A 15,148-nucleotide genomic window follows, 5' to 3' on the forward strand; every position below is an offset into this window, starting at 1 on the left:
TGCGCTCGCGCAGCATCTGTCGCGGATCTCAGGGAGCCGGACGGAGATCATGAGCTTCGGCCGCAAATCGTCCGGCTTCTCCTGGATCACCTATGCCTTTGTGGCCCGCTCCTCTGAAGGAGATCGCAAGCTGATCCTGCGCGTCGGTCCGCCGAACGGGCTGTTTGCGCCTTACTCGGTGCTGCCGCAGGTCTATGCGTTGCAAGCGCTGGCCGGCAGCGGCGTGCCGGTTCCGGCGCTGGTGTCGTCAGAACAGCATGGCGCCGAGATCGGCTTTCCGTTCTTCATCTGCGCGCATGTCGAGGGCGACGTCCCCGCACCCTGGGCCGCGAGCGAGCTCGATCCGGACCACAAGCGCGCGATCGCCCGGCAGTTCGTCGAGATTCTGGCGTCGCTGCATCGGATCGATGCAGGCACAACGCCGTTCGCATCGCTGCAATATGGTGACCAACGCGCCGAGCTGCGCGCGATCGCCGGCTGGCGTGCGTCGCTAGCGCGTCCGACCGCGCGTTACTATCCGCTGCTCGATTGGGGCGGGCGCTGGCTTGAGGACAATTGCCCGCAGCCGCCATGCCGCACCATCGTGCATGGCGACTACCGGATCGGGAACTTCATCGAGCACAACGGGCGGATCACCGCCATTCTCGACTGGGAGCTCACTCACCTCGGCGATCCCCATGAGGATCTGGCCTGGGCGATGATGCCGACCTTCAACGCCAGGAGCCGGAAGCTCTATGGCGTGCTCGAGCGCGCGGAGGTGGTCGATCTCTATCAGCGTGCCTCCGGCATTGCGGTCTCGGGCAAGAGCCTCGCCTTCTACGAGGCCTACGCGTTGTATCAGGCGGCGGCGATCCAGATGTGCGCGGTGCGCGCCTTCGAGGTCGATCGCTTCAACGACATGCGGCTTGCCGCGATGGCAAGCCAGATGCCCTCGATCGTGCGGGCCTTCGAGCGCGCATTGGAGGCCGCGGCATGAGTGCATCCTTCGAGCGGCTGATCGACGGCATCATCGATGCCCTGCAAAGCCATGTCGTGCCGAACAGCAACGACGATTTCGTCCGCGGCCAGGTGTTCTCCGCGATCTACGCGCTGAATGGGCTGAAGCTCGCGGCCGACTGGAAGGCCGGGCCGCTGCTGGAGCAGGTGCGTCTGCAGGATGATACGTTCGCGGCGGTCGAGCGACTGGCTGATGGCATGGCACATCCGGAGATTCCAGCGATACCGCGCATCCCAAGCAACATGTCCGACACTGCCGCGATCGAGGCGCTGCGCGACGATGGCGACCGGCAGCTGGGGCAGCTCCTGCTCTGGGCGAGCGGCGCGGACGCGCGCGCAGCCAATCGCGATCGCGCGACCGGGATCGAGCAGCTGATGCGCCAGGCGATCTGCGACCAGCTCAAGATCGAGCTTGCGACGACGCCGAAGTCGATGCTGCAGCAGATCGCAGGCGGCAAGCGCGACGGTGGCGTGGCACAGGGCTGAGACGGTTGCGTCGCCGTCCACCGGGGATTGCATCGTTGCACGCTGCTCCGGGAACCAGCCGCGGTGTCCGCAAAGAAGCTTGCAGGCTCGTTGTGCCCGTGCTATTCATTGACCGAACGGTCGTTCGGATTATTATTGGCGGCCGGTAAAGGCATCCGCTGCAAGCGGCCGGCGAGGGAGACGGAGCGATGAACATGATGACCGGCGTCTCGCCATGGGAGCGGCTGATCCGGCCCGACCGGGTGCACGGATCGCTGTACACCGATCCAGAGATCTTCGAGGCCGAGCTCAAGAACATCTGGTACCGGACCTGGGTCTATGTCGGGCACGAGAGCGAGGTCCCGAACGCCAACGACTACGTCGTCAAATCGATCGGCCCGCAATCCGTGATCATGACGCGCGATGAGCAGGGCAAGGTCAACCTGCTGCTGAACCGCTGCTCGCATCGCGGCAACCAGGTCTGCTCCTTTGAGCGCGGCAATGCGCGCTCGTTCACCTGTCCGTTCCACTCCTGGACCTTTGCCAATGACGGCCGCCTGGTCGGCTATGCCTTCCCCGACGGTTACGAGGGGCAGGACAAGTCGCAGCTGGCGCTCGGGCGGGTGACGCGCGTCGAGTCCTACCGCGGCTTCGTGTTCGGCTCGTTCGCGGCCGACGGACCGACCCTGAAGGAACATCTCGGCGGCGCCGCCGAGACCATCGATCGCCTGGTGCGCACCTCGCCGGAGGGCGAGGTCGAAATCACCGCGGGTTTCCTCAAGCATCGCGTCAAGGCGAACTGGAAGTTCATCCTGGAGAACGAGTGCGACGGCTATCACCCGGCCTTCGTGCACACCTCGATCTTCGGCGTCGCCGACAGCATGATCGGCAAGCTCTATGGCGGCGCCTCGACCGCGCTGACGCGTGATTACGGCAACGGCCATACCGAGATCGATCTGCGGCCCGAGTTCCGCAAGCGCGAAGCGCCGATGAGCTGGTTCGGCACCAGCGAGGAGCGGCTGCCCGACTATACCGCGCGCATGAAGGCCGCCTATGGCGACACCGCGGCGCGCGAGATCATGATCGACGGCACGCCGCATGTGATGATCTTCCCGAACCTGTTCATCGCCGAGATCCAGATGTTCGTGATCCAGCCGCTCGGCGTCGACGACAGCGTGCAGCATGTCACCGCGCTGCAATTCAAGGGCGCCCCCGATCTGAACCGCCGGCTGCGCCAGCAGACCATGGGTTCGGTCGGCCCGGCCGGCTTCCTGCTCGCGGATGATTCCGAGATGTATGAGCGCTGCCACCGCGGCGTGCAGGCGCGCAATCCGGAATGGATCTTCCTCGGCCGCGGCGAGAAGCGCCAGCGGCAGGATGAGTCCGGCTTCACGGTTGGCCACGTCACCGACGAGGTGCCGTCACGCGGCATCTGGACTCATTATCGCAAGCTGATGGAGCCTAACTGATGCTGTCGCGCGAGAGCAGCGCCACGTTGATGAGCGCCATCACCGCCTTCCTCTATCGCGAGGCGCGGTTGCAGGACGAACATCAATACGAGGCCTGGGAAAAGCTCTGGACCGACGACGGCGTCTATTGGGTGCCGGCCAACGGCGCCGACATCGACCCGGAGCGGCAGATGTCGATCATCTACGACAACCGCTCGCGGATCGCGCTGCGGGTCCGGCAGCTGATGACCGGCAAGCACTTCACCCAGACGCCGCAATCGAACCTGCGCCGGCTGATCTCCAACATCGAGTTGATGGACGAGCAGCCGGACGATGGCGACCTCGCGGTCGCCAGCAACAGCCTGATCTTCGAATCGAGCCTGCGCGACGACACGCTGTGGGCGGCGCGCAATGAATACCGGCTGCGCCATGTCGATGGCGAATTGCGGATGGCCAGCAAGAAGGTCATCCTCGTCAACAACGACAAGGCGATCTACACGCTCTCATTCCTGGTCTAGGGAAGGTCTCGCCATGATCGACAAGGGTCCCGTTCTGCTCGACATCGCCGACGGCATCGCGCGGCTGCGGCTCAACCGCCCCGACGCGGCCAACGGCATGAGTGCCGAGCTGCTCCGCGCATTGTGTGACGCCATCATGGTCTGCCACGGCCATCCGGATCTGCGCGTCGTGCTGCTGAGCGGCGAGGGCACGAACTTTTGTGCAGGCGGCGATGTCCGCGCCTTTGCCTCCAAGGGCGAGAAGCTGCCGGACTATATCCGCCAGGCCACCGCGTATCTGCAGAACGCGGTGACCGGATTGCTGCGGCTGGAGGCGCCGGTGATCGCCTCGGTGCAGGGCTTTGCGGCGGGCGGCGGCGGCTTCGGCCTGGTCTGCGCCTCCGACATCGTGATTGCGGCGGAATCGGCAAAATTCCTCGCCGGCGCGACGCGGGTGGCGATGGCGCCGGATGCCGGTGTCTCCGTCACGCTGTCGCGGCTGGTCGGCCTACGGCGGGCGATGTCGATCCTGCTGACCAATCCGGTGATCCCGGCTGCGGAAGCCCTGCAGATGGGCATCGTCACCAAGGTCGTGCCCGATGCCGAGCTCGCCGATGCATCGCTCGCGCTGGCGCGCGAGCTCGCGGCTGGCGCGCCCAAGGCGCTGGCGGCGACCAAGCGGCTGGTCTGGGCCGGCACCGGCACCAGCATCGAGCAATGCCTGTCGGAGGAGGCGCGTACCGTTGCCGAGCTCTCGGGGATGGCCGATGCGCGCGAAGGGCTCGCTGCCGTGATCGAGCGGCGCAAGCCTGTCTTCACGGGGCGCTGAGACGTGGCGGACATCCTGCCATTCGGGCGTCTCGATGGCCGCCGTGCCTTCGTCTCCGGCGGGGCGCGCGGCATCGGCGCGGCGATCGTCCGCAGCTTTGCCGGAGCAGGCGCCAGGGTCGTGATCGCCGATCTCGACGTCGCCGCAGCCTCGGAGCTTGCGCGCCAGACCGGCGCCGGCGTCGCCGGGCTCGACGTCAGCGATGCCACGGCCGTGCAAGCCGTGATGGCGCAGGACGGCCCGTTCGACATCGTCGTCAACAACGCCGGCGTCGATCAGCACGCCTTCTTCACCGACACCACGGCGGAGGATTGGGCGCGGCTGATCGCGGTCAACCTCACCTCGGTGCTGGCCTGCACCCACGCCGCGCTGCCGGCGATGCAGGCGGCGCGGTTCGGCCGCATCATCAATGTCACCTCGGAGGCGGCGCGGCTCGGCTCCAAGGGCGGCGCGGTCTATTCCGCGGCCAAGGGCGGCGTGATCTCCTTCACCAGGAGCATCGCGCGCGAGAATGCACGCTTTCGCATCACCGCGAACGCGATCGCGCCGGGACCGATCCGCACGCCGATGCTGGAACAAGCCGTGGCAAAAGGCGGCGACAAGATCCTGCACGCGATGACCGGCGCGACGCTGCTCGGCCGGCTCGGCGAGCCGGAGGAGGTTGCGGCCGCCGCGCTGTTCCTTGCCTCCGACCAGGCGGCCTACATCACCGGCGAGACGCTCGGCGTGTCCGGCGGCATGGGTATCGGCGGCTGAGATGGCCAACACAGGCGACGATATCGTCATCACGCCGGTCGATCACGCAATCGAGCGCGTGCGTGCGATCTATCGCGGCTGGACCCGCGACACATCGGTGGCGCAGATGCGCAGCGATTGGGATGCGGCCTTTGCCGGCTGCTCAGTGCCGGTGAGATGCGAGCCGGTTTCCGCCGGCGGCATCGACGGCGAATGGCTGGTGCCGCCAGGGGCACCGTGCGACAAGGCGGTGCTCTATTTTCACGGCGGCGGCTTCCGCATCGGCTCGGTCGCCTCGCATCGCGAGCTGGCAGCGCGGATCGCGGATGCATCCGGCTGTCGCGTGCTTTCGATCAATTACCGGCTCGCGCCGGAGCATCGGTTTCCCGCCGCGCTCGATGATGCGCTGACGGCCTATCAGCATCTGTGCGATCAGGGACTGCGTCCGGCCGATATCGCTTTCGCCGGGGACTCGGCCGGCGGCAATCTCGTGCTCGCTGCAATGCTGGCAGCGAGAGACCGCGGCCTGCCGCTCCCCGCCGTCGGCGCGCTGATGTCGCCGTGGACCGATCTCGCAGCGAGCGGCGCGAGCTATGAGAGCAGGGCCGAGGCTGATCCGATCCACCAGCGCGCGATGATCCTGGCACTCGCCAAGAACTATCTCGGTAAGGACGGCGATCCCCGTAATCCGCTGGCTTCGCCGCTTTATGCCGATCTCACCGGCCTGCCGCCGCTTCTGGTTCAGGTCGGGGACCGCGAAACCGTCCGCGACGATTCAGTGAACCTTGCTGCGCGCGCCAAGACTGCCGGCGTCGACGTCGAACTACAGGTCTGGAACGGCATGATCCACGTCTTCCAGATGTTCCCCGAGATTCCGCAGGCGCGAAAGGCGATCGCATCCCTCGCAGTTTTTCTGCGCAACCATCTTCACATCGGCCATGAGAGGGCGCCACAATGAACGTCATGACCTCGGATCCGCGCCAGCTCTCTGAGACCGCATTCCATTTCCCGGAGCCGCCCAATCTGCCCGAGGAGCTGCGCATGCTGCGCGAGCAGGTTCGCCGCTTCGTCGAGAAGGAAGTGGTGCCGCATGCCGAGGCGTGGGAGCGCGACGGCAAGATCCCGCGCGAGATCTATCGCCGCATGGGCGCGCTCGGCTTCCTCGGCATGCGCCATGCGGCCGAATATGGCGGCACCGACATGGGGCCGCTGGCCTCGATGGTGTTCGCCGAGGAGCTCGGGCGCTCGAGCTTCGGCGGCTTCACCTCGTCGATCCTGGTTCATACCGACATGTCGGCGGTGCACATCAGCCTGCGCGGCACGCCGGAGCAGAAGCAGAAATATCTGCCTGCGATTATCAGCGGCGAGACGGTCTGTTCAATCGCGGTGACCGAGCCGGACGCGGGCTCCGACGTCGCAGGCCTGAAGACGCGTGCGCGGCGCGACGGCGATCACTGGGTGATCAACGGCGCCAAGATGTTCATCACCAACGCGGTCTATGGCGATCTCCTGATCGTCGCGGCGCGCACCGATCCGCACGCCAAGGGCAGCCGCGGCATCTCGCTGTTCATCGTCGAGCGCAACACGCCGGGCATCACGGCAACCAAGCTCGACAAGCATGGCTGGCTCTGCTCGGACACCGCCGAGATCGCCTTCCAGGATGTGCGCGTCCCCGCTGAGAACCTGCTCGGCGAGGAGAACAAGGGTTTCTATGGCATCATGGAGACCTTCCAGAACGAGCGCATCTGCATCGGCGGCATCTGCGCCGGCGAGTCCGCCAAGGCGATCGAGCTGACGACGAACTATGTGAAGACGCGGCAGGCGTTCGGCGGCCCGCTGTGGAACCAGCAGGGCGTGCGACTGAAGCTCGCCCAGCTCGCGGCGAAGGCGGCAGCCGCGCGCGCGCTGGCCTATCAGGCTGCCGAGCTTGCGGCGGCCGGGCAGGAGTGTTTGCGCGAAGTGTCGATGGTCAAGGCGCTATCGCCGGAGGTGCTGCACGAGGTCGTGCATGGCTGCCTGCAACTGCATGGCGGCTCAGGCTTCATGCGCGGCACGCCGATCGAACGTATGGTGCGCGACGCCCGCGTGCTGACCATCGGCGGCGGCGCCACCGAGGTGATGCTGGAAGAGGTGGCGAAGCGGATGTGAAACGGGTAAAGATGTCATATTGAGCAGACGCACTTCATCCACCTTCAGATAGGTCGATGTCAGACCCCGAGCTGGTCAAAAGCTGGAAGGTTACTGAAACGCTGCTTGAGCGTGCACGACGTGCATTGCCGGACGCACCCGTAGACCACGAGCAAGCCTGCATAGCGTTTCTGGCCCAATACCGGGAGTTTCTGGAACACAACGAACTCGAGCTGGCGCTCGATGTCCTTGAAACGCTCGGCCATCTCAGCTCAGCCCGTGGCGGCTTTTGGCGCGATTTGGAGCGCGTCGCCGAAAATATGGGCCTGCTAGATCGGCTGCCCGCTCTGCAAAAAGCATTTTCTCAGGCGCCCATGCCGACCAAATCCCGATAGCACCTTTACGCGCTTAGCCGATAGGCTTGCCCTGACCGATGGTGCGCGCCGCGATCCCCGGCTTCAGCCGCCAGTCCTCGCCGAAATCCGCGAGCGGATGGAAGAACAGTGGCTCGGTGGTCTCGAGCTGGCGCAGCCTCTTGGCATAGTCGTCGAGATAGCGGTGCCGTGTCGCCTCGTCGACGAAATTCACCGAATACGACACGAAGGGTGGCAGCACCTTGCAGCCGGCATAGGCCAGCATGCCGTTCTGGATCGGCCACAGCACCACGTCGAGCGCACCGACCAGCCCATCGGGCGCGCACATGCCAGGATAGGCGGCGGTCGAGGTCACGATCATGGCCCGGCGGCCGGCGAGGCCGCCGGTATCGTAACGGCGACCGGCGCCATAGACCGTGCCGTTGACGAACACGCGGTCGATCCAGCCTTTCATGATGGCGGGGACAGAGAACCACCACAGCGGAAACTGCAGGATCAGGAGGTCGCACCACAACAGTTTCTCGATCTCGCCGACGATGTCGCCGCTGAGCGAGTCCTGTTGCAGATTGTGCTTCTGCTCGCGGTCATACTGCAGCCGATCGGGAAACCGCCGCTCGCCAAAGTCCTCAGCGGTCGCGACCGGGTTGAAGCGCATGGCGTAGAGATCGGAGATCCGGACCGTGTGCCCGAGCGCGGTCAGCTCCGCCACCGACCGCGCCAGCAGCGCAGCGTTGAACGACTGCGCCTCCTGATGGGCAAAGACGATCAGGACCCTCATCTTCTCACTTCACCGATTCTGATGCTCAACATTGCCGCAACGGCGCTCTGCTCCCTTTCCCGCTTGCGGGGGAGGGCTGGGGTGGGGGTATCTCCGCAGGAGACACTCATTGTGAGGAGAGAGCCCCCACCCGTATCGCATCTTCGATGCGATACGACCTCCCCCGCAAGCGGGAGAGGTGGGGGGAGTTCGCGGAAGCGGCTCATTGCACCGGCTTGAAGCTGAGTGTCGCCGTATCGGCCTGCATGATCTGCAGCTTCTGGTTGGAGAAGCGGACGCCGGGGCCGAAGCTGATTGGCGCCATCACGCCGGTCTCGACATTCCTGGTCTTCTCCAGCTCCGCGATGGTGCAGGCCCAGGTCGGTTGCTTGCCGCAGCGCTCGATCGCCGCGATCAGCACCTTCGCGGCGGCATAGCCGGTCATGGTGTAGCGATTGATGCCCTTGAACTCGGCCTCCGACACCAGCGGCTTGGCCTTCTCCAGAAATGCCTTGCCGGCTTCGCCCGCGAACGGCTCGACATAGTCGACCGCATAGATGCCGTCGCCGGCCGGGCCCATCAGCTTCAGCACCGGTTCGATGCGGCCGGGCCAGAAGATGCCGGTCACCGGCTTGATGCTGAGCTTCTCGAGCTCCTTCATCATCGCGATGTTCTCGCTGATGATGCCGCCGGCCAGGAAGACTTCGGCGCCGGAATCCTTCAGCTGCAGCATGTCGGACGAGAAGTCCTGCTGGCCCTTCTTGTAGTTGCCGCTGTAGACGACGTTCAGCTTCTTGGCCTTGACGACGGTATCGAAGCCGTCGCGCACGGTGATGCCGTAATCGTCATCCTGGGTGATCAGGCCCCATTTCTTGCCGGGGTTCTTGTCGGCCAGGAAGTTGACGAGGTGGATGATGCCTTCCTCGTAGGATTGCCCGACCACGAACACGTTCTTGCGCGGCGGCTCCCACAGGAATTTCACCGGCGCGACGTCGATCACGCTCGGGATGCCGGACTTCTCCAGCACCGGCATCACAGCGATCGACTGGCCCGAGCCGGAGATGCCGATCATTGCGAACACCTTGTCGACGTCGATGACCTTCTTGACGCCCTGGATGGTGCGTGCGGTGACGTAACCGTCGTCCTCCAGCACGTACTTGATCTTGCGGCCGTTGATGCCGCCGGCGGCATTGGCTTCTGCGATCGCGATCTTGTGGCCGATCGAGGCCGCGACGCCGAGCAGCGCCGGCGGTCCGGTCAGGGGCTCGACGTCACCGATCAGGATCTCGGTGTCGGTGATACCAGGGTCGGCGGCAGCAGCGGGACCGATGGCAAGGCAGGCTGTCGAGAGCAGCAGCGAGGCCGCCGCCAGATGTCTGATCATTGTCTCCTCCTCATGGTGTGCGTCTTTTTTTTGGTTAGTAGCGCAGCGGCCAGTGCACCCAGGTCCGCTTGATGTCGTGCCAGGCGCCGACCAGCCCCCTCGGCTGGAAGCGCAGGAACAGGATGATGACGAGGCCATAGAGCATGCTCTTCAGCTCCTGCGCACCGGTCGTGAAGGTCGCGTCCATCTGCGCGCTGAACAGGCTGAAGAGGAGCCTGGTCGCTTCCGGCAGCAGCACGATCAGGACGGTGCCGAGCACGGCGCCGAGCGCCGAACCGAGCCCGCCGACGATAAGGATCGCCAGCGCCTCGATCGAGAGCAGGAACGGAAAGCCTTCGACGCTGACAAAGGAGAGGTAGATGCCATAGAGCGCCCCGGCGATTCCGGTGATGAAGGCCGATGTGACGAAGGCGAACAGCTTGTAGGCATGCAGGTTGATCCCCATGACGCGGGCCGCGGTGTCGTTGTCCCTGATCGCGACGAAGGCGCGGCCGACCCGGCTGCGGCGGATATTGAGAGTGGCGAATAGCGTCAAGGCTGCAAAGGCGAGGCAGAGATAGGTGAAGGCGGCGTCACTGTCGAAGCTGATGCCGAGGATCTCGGGCCGCTGCACCTGAATGCCGCGGGCGCCATTGGTGAGCCAGCGCATCTCGAGGATCACGGTGTTGATAATGAAGGAGAAGGCGAGCGTGGTGATGGCGAGATAGAGCCCCTTGAGCCGCAGCGACGGCGCGCCGACGATCAGGCTGGCGAGCGCCGGCACCACGCCGGCGCCGAGGAAGCCGACCAGCGGCGGCATGTGGTACTTCGAGACCAGCACCGCGTAGGCATAGGCGCCGGTGACCAGGAAGCCGACATGGCCGAGCGAGATCAGGCCGGTGTAGCCGGTCAGGATGTTGAGCCCGAGCGCGCCGGTCACCGTGATCAGGATGATCATCAGGAACGACAGCGCGTAGGAATTCAGCAGATGAGGCGCTGCGATCAGCGCTAGCAGCAGCACGGCCGACCATAGCCACACCGGCGGGGAATCGACCAGCGCGACCAGTTCGCCATAGCTCTGCATGTAATCACCGGTGCGCATCAGACCCTCTCGATGTCGCGTTCGCCGAAGATGCCGAACGGGCGGATCATCAGCACGACGATGATCATGGCGAAGCCCGCGACCTCCTTCATGCCGGAGCCGACATAACCGCCCGCCAGGTTTTCCGTGATGCCGATCAGGAGGCCGCCGAGACCGGAGCCGAGCACCGCATCGAGGCCGCCCAGGATCGTGGCCGGAAACGCCTTCAGCCCGAGCTGGAACATCGCTGGCGACAGGTCGTAGGACAGCGCGAAGAACACGCCGCCGATGCCGGCGATCACCGACGACGCGGCCCAGGCCAGCGCATGGACCTTTGTGGCGCTGATGCCCATCAACAGCGCGGTGCGATCGTCGGCCGCGACCGCGCGCATCGCGACGCCGACCTTGCTGTAGCGGAAGAACGCCCAGATCGCGGCCAGTAGCGCCAGCAGCGTGACGATGACGGCGATTTGCCCGGTGCGCACGCCGATGCCGCCGAGATGCACGATGCCGCGGCCCATGCCGATATCGAGGCCGTGCGGGTAAGCGTCCCAGATGAAGTTGATCGCCGAACGCAGGATCACGGCGAGCCCGATCGTGACCATCACGGTCGCGAACACCGGCTCGCCCAGCATCGGCCGCATCACCAGGCGCTCGATGACGAGGCCGAGCAGCACCGCGGCGAGGATCGCGCCCACCGCGACGACGAACACATTGCCGCTGACCGTGGTCGAGATGGTCCAGGCGATATAGGCCGTGATCATGGTCATCTCGCCCTGCGCGAAATTGACCAGTCCGGTGGATTTGTAGATCACCGCAAAGCCCATCGCGATCAGGCCGTAGATTGCGCCGATCGCCAGCCCCGAGATCAGCAGCTGGATCAGATACTGCATTCAGCCCTCCGCCTGGTAGATGATGGCGAGCTCGCGCGCGAATTTCTTCTCGATCATGGCGCGACGCACCTTCTGCGTTGCGGTGAGCTCGCCGTCGTCATGATCGAGCTCCTTCTCGAGGATGGCGAAGCGCCTGATATTCTCGACCCGGGCGAAGCGCTTGTTGGTCTCGCCCACGATGCGCTCGACCAGCTCGTGCACTTCGGGCAGCTGCGACAGCGACTTGTAATTGGTGTAGGCCAACGCCCGATCGCGCGCCCAGCGGCCGACATTGTCGTAATCGACCTGGACGATGGCGCCGAGGTACTTTTTAGCCTCGCCGACCACGATCGCTTCCTTGATGAATTCGGAATCCTTCAGCGCATTCTCGATCTCCGACGGGGCGATGTTCTTGCCGCCGGCGGTGATGATGATCGCCTTCTTGCGGTCGACCACCGCGATCTCGCCGTTGTCTGTTATCTCGATGATGTCGCCGGTGCGCAGCCAGCCGCCTTGCTCCAGCGAGGCGGTCGAGGCCTTCTCGTCGAGGAAGTAGCCCTTGAAGACGCCGGGGTTGCGCAGCAGGATCTCGCCGTCGCTGTCGAGTTTCCATTCGGTCTGCGGCAACGGCACGCCGCAGCCCCCGATCCGGTGGTGGCTTTCGGTCTGGATGAAGGCGACGCCGCCGCTTTCGGTCAGCCCATAGCCCTGCGACACCGGACGGCCGATGATGTCGAAGAAGCGCAACGTCTCCGGCGAGATCGAGGCGCCGGCGCACAGCCGGTGCCGGCTGTAAGCGAAGCCGAGATGGCGCTGCAGATTGCGGAACATCAGGAGATAGAGCAGCCCGTAGGCGGCACGATCGAGCCAGCCTTCCTTGCCGGCCTGCCGGCGATCGGACAGCGTGCGGCCCCAGGCGAGGCAGGCCTTGGTGAAGCCCTGCCGCAGCCGGCCGCTCTCGCCGAGGCGGAACAGAAAGCCCTGCTGCAGCTTCTCGTAGATGCGGGGCACGCCGACAAAGAACGTTGGCGCGATCTCGCGGATGTTGATTGCGACGGTGTCGATCGATTCGGCAAAGGACACGGTGCCGCCGAGCACGAGATGCGTCACCGTGCCGTAGCAGCGCTCGGCGACGTGGCACAGCGGCAGATAGCTCACCGCTTCGAACGGCTTGTCCGCAATCCCGACGGTCTTGGCGTAGGCATAGGCGGCGTAGACGAGATTGCGGTGGGTCAGCATCGCGCCCTTGGGCGGGCCCGTCGTGCCCGAGGTGTAGACGAGGATGCAGACATCGTCCGGCGCGCCCTGGCTGATCAGGCGATCGAGGGTGGCGTTGGCCTCAGGGTTCGCCTCGGCGTAGGTCTTGCCGCGTTCGCATAGCGCGGCGAACGACATCAGCTCGGACTGGCGATAATGCCGCAGGCCCTTCATGTCGACGCAGACCATGGCCTCCAGATCCGGCAGGCCGCCATTGTTGGCCATCGCGTCGAGCACCTTGTCGGTCTGCTCCTGATCGCCGGTGACGACGACCCGGGCGCCCGAATGCTTGACGATATACTGCAGCTCGACCCAGGGATTGGTCGGATAGATGCCGACCGCGACCGCGCCGATCATCTGGGTACCGAGATCGGCGTAGAACCATTCCGGCGTGTTCTCGCCGGCGATGGCGACCCGGTCGCCCGGCTTGATCTCGAGCGCGAGCAGGCCGAGCGCGACCGCGCGCGCGGTCTCGTAATAGTGCCGCCAGGAATAGGGATTCCAGATGCCATAATCCTTCTCGCGCAGCGCCAATGCATCGCCATGCATGGCCGCGCGCTGGCGCAGCAATTGCGGGATAGTGATGGCGGCATCCGCTAGCGCCGCCTGCAGCGCGTCGGCGCCTGCCGCAGGCGCACTGCGCGCGGCGTTGGCCTGCAGCGGTGGGTGAACGGTGCGCAGGCTGTCCATCGTCGACATCACGCGCCTGCCTTTGCCATCGCTTCAGTGCGCTGGCCGCCGAGATAGGCCTCCGCGACCGCCGGATCGCGCCTGACTTCGTCGGGCGTGCCTTCGGCGATCTTGCGGCCGAAATTCAGCACATGGATGCGGTCGGAGATGTCCATCACGATGCGCATTTCGTGCTCGATCATCACGACGGTGATGCCGAGCTCGTCGCGGATGTCGAGCACAAAGCGCGCGATGTCCTCGGTCTCCTCCTGGTTCATGCCGGATACCATCTCGTCGAGCAGCAGCAGCTTCGGCTCGCAGGCGAGCGCGCGGGCGAGTTCGACACGCTTCTGCTGGCCGTAGGACAGCGTGCCGACCACGGCGTCCCGGATATGCTCGATCTCAAGGAATTCGATGATGTGCTCGACCCGTTGCCGGGCCGCGATTTCTTCCTTACGGGTGCGGCCGAAGAACACCACGGCGTCGAGCACGGTCGAGCGCAGATGGGTGTGGCGGCCGGTCAGGATGTTCTCGACCACGGTGCCGTGCTTGAACAGCGCCAGATTCTGGAAGGTGCGGCCGATGCCGACGGCGGCGAACCTCCACGGCGAAATGGTCGCAAGGTCGATGCCGTCGAAGGTGATCCGGCCACCGCTCGGCCGCAGCACGCCCGAGATCATGTTGAACAGCGTGGTCTTGCCGGCGCCATTCGGGCCGATCACGCTGCAGATCTCGCCCGCCGCGACTTCAAGGCTGACATCGGCGACCGCCTGCAGGCCGCCGAAGCGCTTGGAGAGGTTCTCGACTGTGAGCAGCGCGGTCACGACAGCCACCGCTTGCGGCGCTTGTAATGCTTGACGTCGCGCAGGCTCTTGCGGCCGGTGGAGGAGACGCCGAGGTAGAATTCCTGGACGTCCTCGTTGGCGGTGAGCCTTTTTGCCGTGCCGTCGAGCACGACGCGCCCGGTCTCCAGGATGTAGCCGTAGTCGGCGATGTCGAGCGCGCGCTGCGCGTTCTGTTCGACCAGCAGCACGGTCATCTTCAGCTCGTCGCGCAGCCGGACGATCACCTCATAGATGCGGTCGATGATCAGCGGCGCGAGGCCGAGCGACGGCTCGTCGAGCGCCAGCAGCACGGGATCGGTCATCAGCGCACGGCCGATCGCGAGCATCTGCTGCTCGCCGCCGGACATGTAGCCGGCGATCTGGTCGCGCCGCTCATGGAGCCGCGGGAACAGCGCAAACACCGTGTCGCGGCGCTCGCGCGCCTCCGCGCCGGTCCTGGTGTAGCCGCCTATCTGCAAATTCTCGTCGATGGTCAGCGCCGCGAACACGCGGCGGCCCTCCGGCACCTGCACGATGCCGCGGCGGACCAGTTCGTCCGGCGCGAGGCGATGCACCTCGTCGTCGCGGAAGCGGATGCTGCCGTTCTCGATCACGCCTTCCTCGGTGTAGAGGATGCCGGACATCGCTTTGAGTAATGTCGACTTGCCGGCGCCGTTGGAGCCGAGCAGGGCGACGATGTTGCCTTCGGGCACTGCGATCGAGACATCGCGGATCGCCTCGATCGCGTTGTCGTAGACGATCCGGATGTTACGGAATTCGAGCAGGCACTCCGGCGCCGGCGCGGCCTGGGGCGCTGCCGTTGGCGTCGAATGCGGAATGGTCGTCGGCATCGC

Annotated in this window: 16 protein-coding genes; 9 read left to right on the top strand and 7 right to left on the bottom strand. The window is 65.4% G+C overall.

Going from position 1 to position 15,148, the window contains the following annotated elements:
- The first annotated feature begins 49 nt into the window (after nt 1-49).
- The 9 genes from AAFG07_RS10555 to AAFG07_RS10595 all read left to right on the top strand — a co-directional run bounded on the left by AAFG07_RS10555 (nt 50) and on the right by AAFG07_RS10595 (nt 7,492).
- Nucleotides 50-976 carry a phosphotransferase family protein gene (locus AAFG07_RS10555; protein ID WP_342727207.1) on the top strand — a complete coding sequence of 309 codons (927 nt, stop codon included), beginning with the start codon at nt 50-52 and terminating at the stop codon, nt 974-976.
- The gene (locus AAFG07_RS10560) at nt 973-1,482 is read left to right on the top strand and encodes a hypothetical protein (protein ID WP_342727208.1); all 510 of its coding nucleotides are present in this window, start codon (nt 973-975) and stop codon (nt 1,480-1,482) included. Before AAFG07_RS10555 ends, AAFG07_RS10560 begins: the two co-directional genes overlap by 4 nt.
- A gap of 188 nt (nt 1,483-1,670) precedes the next feature.
- Nucleotides 1,671-2,930, top strand: coding sequence for a Rieske 2Fe-2S domain-containing protein (locus AAFG07_RS10565; protein ID WP_342727209.1), 1,260 nt, complete (start codon nt 1,671-1,673; stop codon nt 2,928-2,930).
- Entirely contained in the window at nt 2,930-3,427 is a 498-nt protein-coding gene (locus tag AAFG07_RS10570) for an aromatic-ring-hydroxylating dioxygenase subunit beta (protein WP_342727210.1), read from the top strand. Before AAFG07_RS10565 ends, AAFG07_RS10570 begins: the two co-directional genes overlap by 1 nt.
- A 13-nt stretch (nt 3,428-3,440) precedes the next feature.
- Nucleotides 3,441-4,235, top strand: a complete 795-nt coding sequence (locus AAFG07_RS10575) for an enoyl-CoA hydratase-related protein (protein ID WP_342727211.1) — start codon at nt 3,441-3,443, stop codon at nt 4,233-4,235.
- A 3-nt stretch (nt 4,236-4,238) separates the two neighbouring features.
- Entirely contained in the window at nt 4,239-4,991 is a 753-nt protein-coding gene (locus AAFG07_RS10580; protein ID WP_342727212.1) for an SDR family oxidoreductase, read from the top strand.
- Between the two features lies 1 nt (nt 4,992).
- Nucleotides 4,993-5,928 carry an alpha/beta hydrolase gene (locus tag AAFG07_RS10585; RefSeq protein WP_342727213.1) on the top strand — a complete coding sequence of 312 codons (936 nt, stop codon included), beginning with the start codon at nt 4,993-4,995 and terminating at the stop codon, nt 5,926-5,928.
- A complete protein-coding gene (locus AAFG07_RS10590; protein WP_342727214.1) occupies nt 5,925-7,118 on the top strand; it encodes an acyl-CoA dehydrogenase family protein in 1,194 nt (397 codons plus the stop codon). Before AAFG07_RS10585 ends, AAFG07_RS10590 begins: the two co-directional genes overlap by 4 nt.
- A gap of 56 nt (nt 7,119-7,174) precedes the next feature.
- Nucleotides 7,175-7,492 (top strand): hypothetical protein, encoded by a 318-nt coding sequence (locus tag AAFG07_RS10595; protein ID WP_342727215.1) that lies wholly within the window; start codon nt 7,175-7,177, stop codon nt 7,490-7,492.
- A gap of 13 nt (nt 7,493-7,505) precedes the next feature.
- On the opposite strand, the gene AAFG07_RS10600 is transcribed toward AAFG07_RS10595, so the two are convergent.
- The 7 genes from AAFG07_RS10600 to AAFG07_RS10630 all read right to left on the bottom strand — a co-directional run bounded on the left by AAFG07_RS10600 (nt 7,506) and on the right by AAFG07_RS10630 (nt 15,145).
- A complete protein-coding gene (locus tag AAFG07_RS10600) occupies nt 7,506-8,249 on the bottom strand; it encodes an NAD(P)H-dependent oxidoreductase (RefSeq protein WP_342727216.1) in 744 nt (247 codons plus the stop codon).
- Between the two features lie 202 nt (nt 8,250-8,451).
- Nucleotides 8,452-9,612 carry an ABC transporter substrate-binding protein gene (locus AAFG07_RS10605; RefSeq protein ID WP_342727217.1) on the bottom strand — a complete coding sequence of 387 codons (1,161 nt, stop codon included), beginning with the start codon at nt 9,610-9,612 and terminating at the stop codon, nt 8,452-8,454.
- Between the two features lie 34 nt (nt 9,613-9,646).
- A complete protein-coding gene (locus tag AAFG07_RS10610) occupies nt 9,647-10,693 on the bottom strand; it encodes a branched-chain amino acid ABC transporter permease (protein ID WP_342727218.1) in 1,047 nt (348 codons plus the stop codon).
- Nucleotides 10,693-11,565, bottom strand: a complete 873-nt coding sequence (locus AAFG07_RS10615) for a branched-chain amino acid ABC transporter permease (protein ID WP_342727219.1) — start codon at nt 11,563-11,565, stop codon at nt 10,693-10,695. Before AAFG07_RS10615 ends, AAFG07_RS10610 begins: the two co-directional genes overlap by 1 nt.
- Nucleotides 11,566-13,500 carry an AMP-binding protein gene (locus AAFG07_RS10620; RefSeq protein ID WP_342727220.1) on the bottom strand — a complete coding sequence of 645 codons (1,935 nt, stop codon included), beginning with the start codon at nt 13,498-13,500 and terminating at the stop codon, nt 11,566-11,568.
- Nucleotides 13,500-14,294 (bottom strand): ABC transporter ATP-binding protein, encoded by a 795-nt coding sequence (locus AAFG07_RS10625; RefSeq protein ID WP_342727221.1) that lies wholly within the window; start codon nt 14,292-14,294, stop codon nt 13,500-13,502. Before AAFG07_RS10625 ends, AAFG07_RS10620 begins: the two co-directional genes overlap by 1 nt.
- The gene (locus tag AAFG07_RS10630; RefSeq protein ID WP_342727222.1) at nt 14,291-15,145 is read right to left on the bottom strand and encodes an ABC transporter ATP-binding protein; all 855 of its coding nucleotides are present in this window, start codon (nt 15,143-15,145) and stop codon (nt 14,291-14,293) included. Before AAFG07_RS10630 ends, AAFG07_RS10625 begins: the two co-directional genes overlap by 4 nt.
- Between the last annotated feature and the right edge of the window lie 3 nt (nt 15,146-15,148).

The sequence above is a fragment of the Bradyrhizobium sp. B097 genome (genome assembly GCF_038957035.1).
Classification (GTDB): domain Bacteria; phylum Pseudomonadota; class Alphaproteobacteria; order Rhizobiales; family Xanthobacteraceae; genus Bradyrhizobium.

Coding starts and splice junctions, on each gene's coding strand:
- AAFG07_RS10555 (WP_342727207.1), top strand. CDS start 50: ATGAGCTTCGGCCGCAAATCGTCCGGCTTCTCCTGGATCACCTATGCC.
- AAFG07_RS10560 (WP_342727208.1), top strand. CDS start 973: ATGAGTGCATCCTTCGAGCGGCTGATCGACGGCATCATCGATGCCCTG.
- AAFG07_RS10565 (WP_342727209.1), top strand. CDS start 1,671: ATGAACATGATGACCGGCGTCTCGCCATGGGAGCGGCTGATCCGGCCC.
- AAFG07_RS10570 (WP_342727210.1), top strand. CDS start 2,930: ATGCTGTCGCGCGAGAGCAGCGCCACGTTGATGAGCGCCATCACCGCC.
- AAFG07_RS10575 (WP_342727211.1), top strand. CDS start 3,441: ATGATCGACAAGGGTCCCGTTCTGCTCGACATCGCCGACGGCATCGCG.
- AAFG07_RS10585 (WP_342727213.1), top strand. CDS start 4,993: ATGGCCAACACAGGCGACGATATCGTCATCACGCCGGTCGATCACGCA.
- AAFG07_RS10590 (WP_342727214.1), top strand. CDS start 5,925: ATGAACGTCATGACCTCGGATCCGCGCCAGCTCTCTGAGACCGCATTC.
- AAFG07_RS10595 (WP_342727215.1), top strand. CDS start 7,175: ATGTCAGACCCCGAGCTGGTCAAAAGCTGGAAGGTTACTGAAACGCTG.
- AAFG07_RS10600 (WP_342727216.1), bottom strand. CDS start 8,249: ATGAGGGTCCTGATCGTCTTTGCCCATCAGGAGGCGCAGTCGTTCAAC.
- AAFG07_RS10605 (WP_342727217.1), bottom strand. CDS start 9,612: ATGATCAGACATCTGGCGGCGGCCTCGCTGCTGCTCTCGACAGCCTGC.
- AAFG07_RS10610 (WP_342727218.1), bottom strand. CDS start 10,693: ATGCGCACCGGTGATTACATGCAGAGCTATGGCGAACTGGTCGCGCTG.
- AAFG07_RS10615 (WP_342727219.1), bottom strand. CDS start 11,565: ATGCAGTATCTGATCCAGCTGCTGATCTCGGGGCTGGCGATCGGCGCA.
- AAFG07_RS10620 (WP_342727220.1), bottom strand. CDS start 13,500: ATGTCGACGATGGACAGCCTGCGCACCGTTCACCCACCGCTGCAGGCC.
- AAFG07_RS10630 (WP_342727222.1), bottom strand. CDS start 15,145: ATGCCGACGACCATTCCGCATTCGACGCCAACGGCAGCGCCCCAGGCC.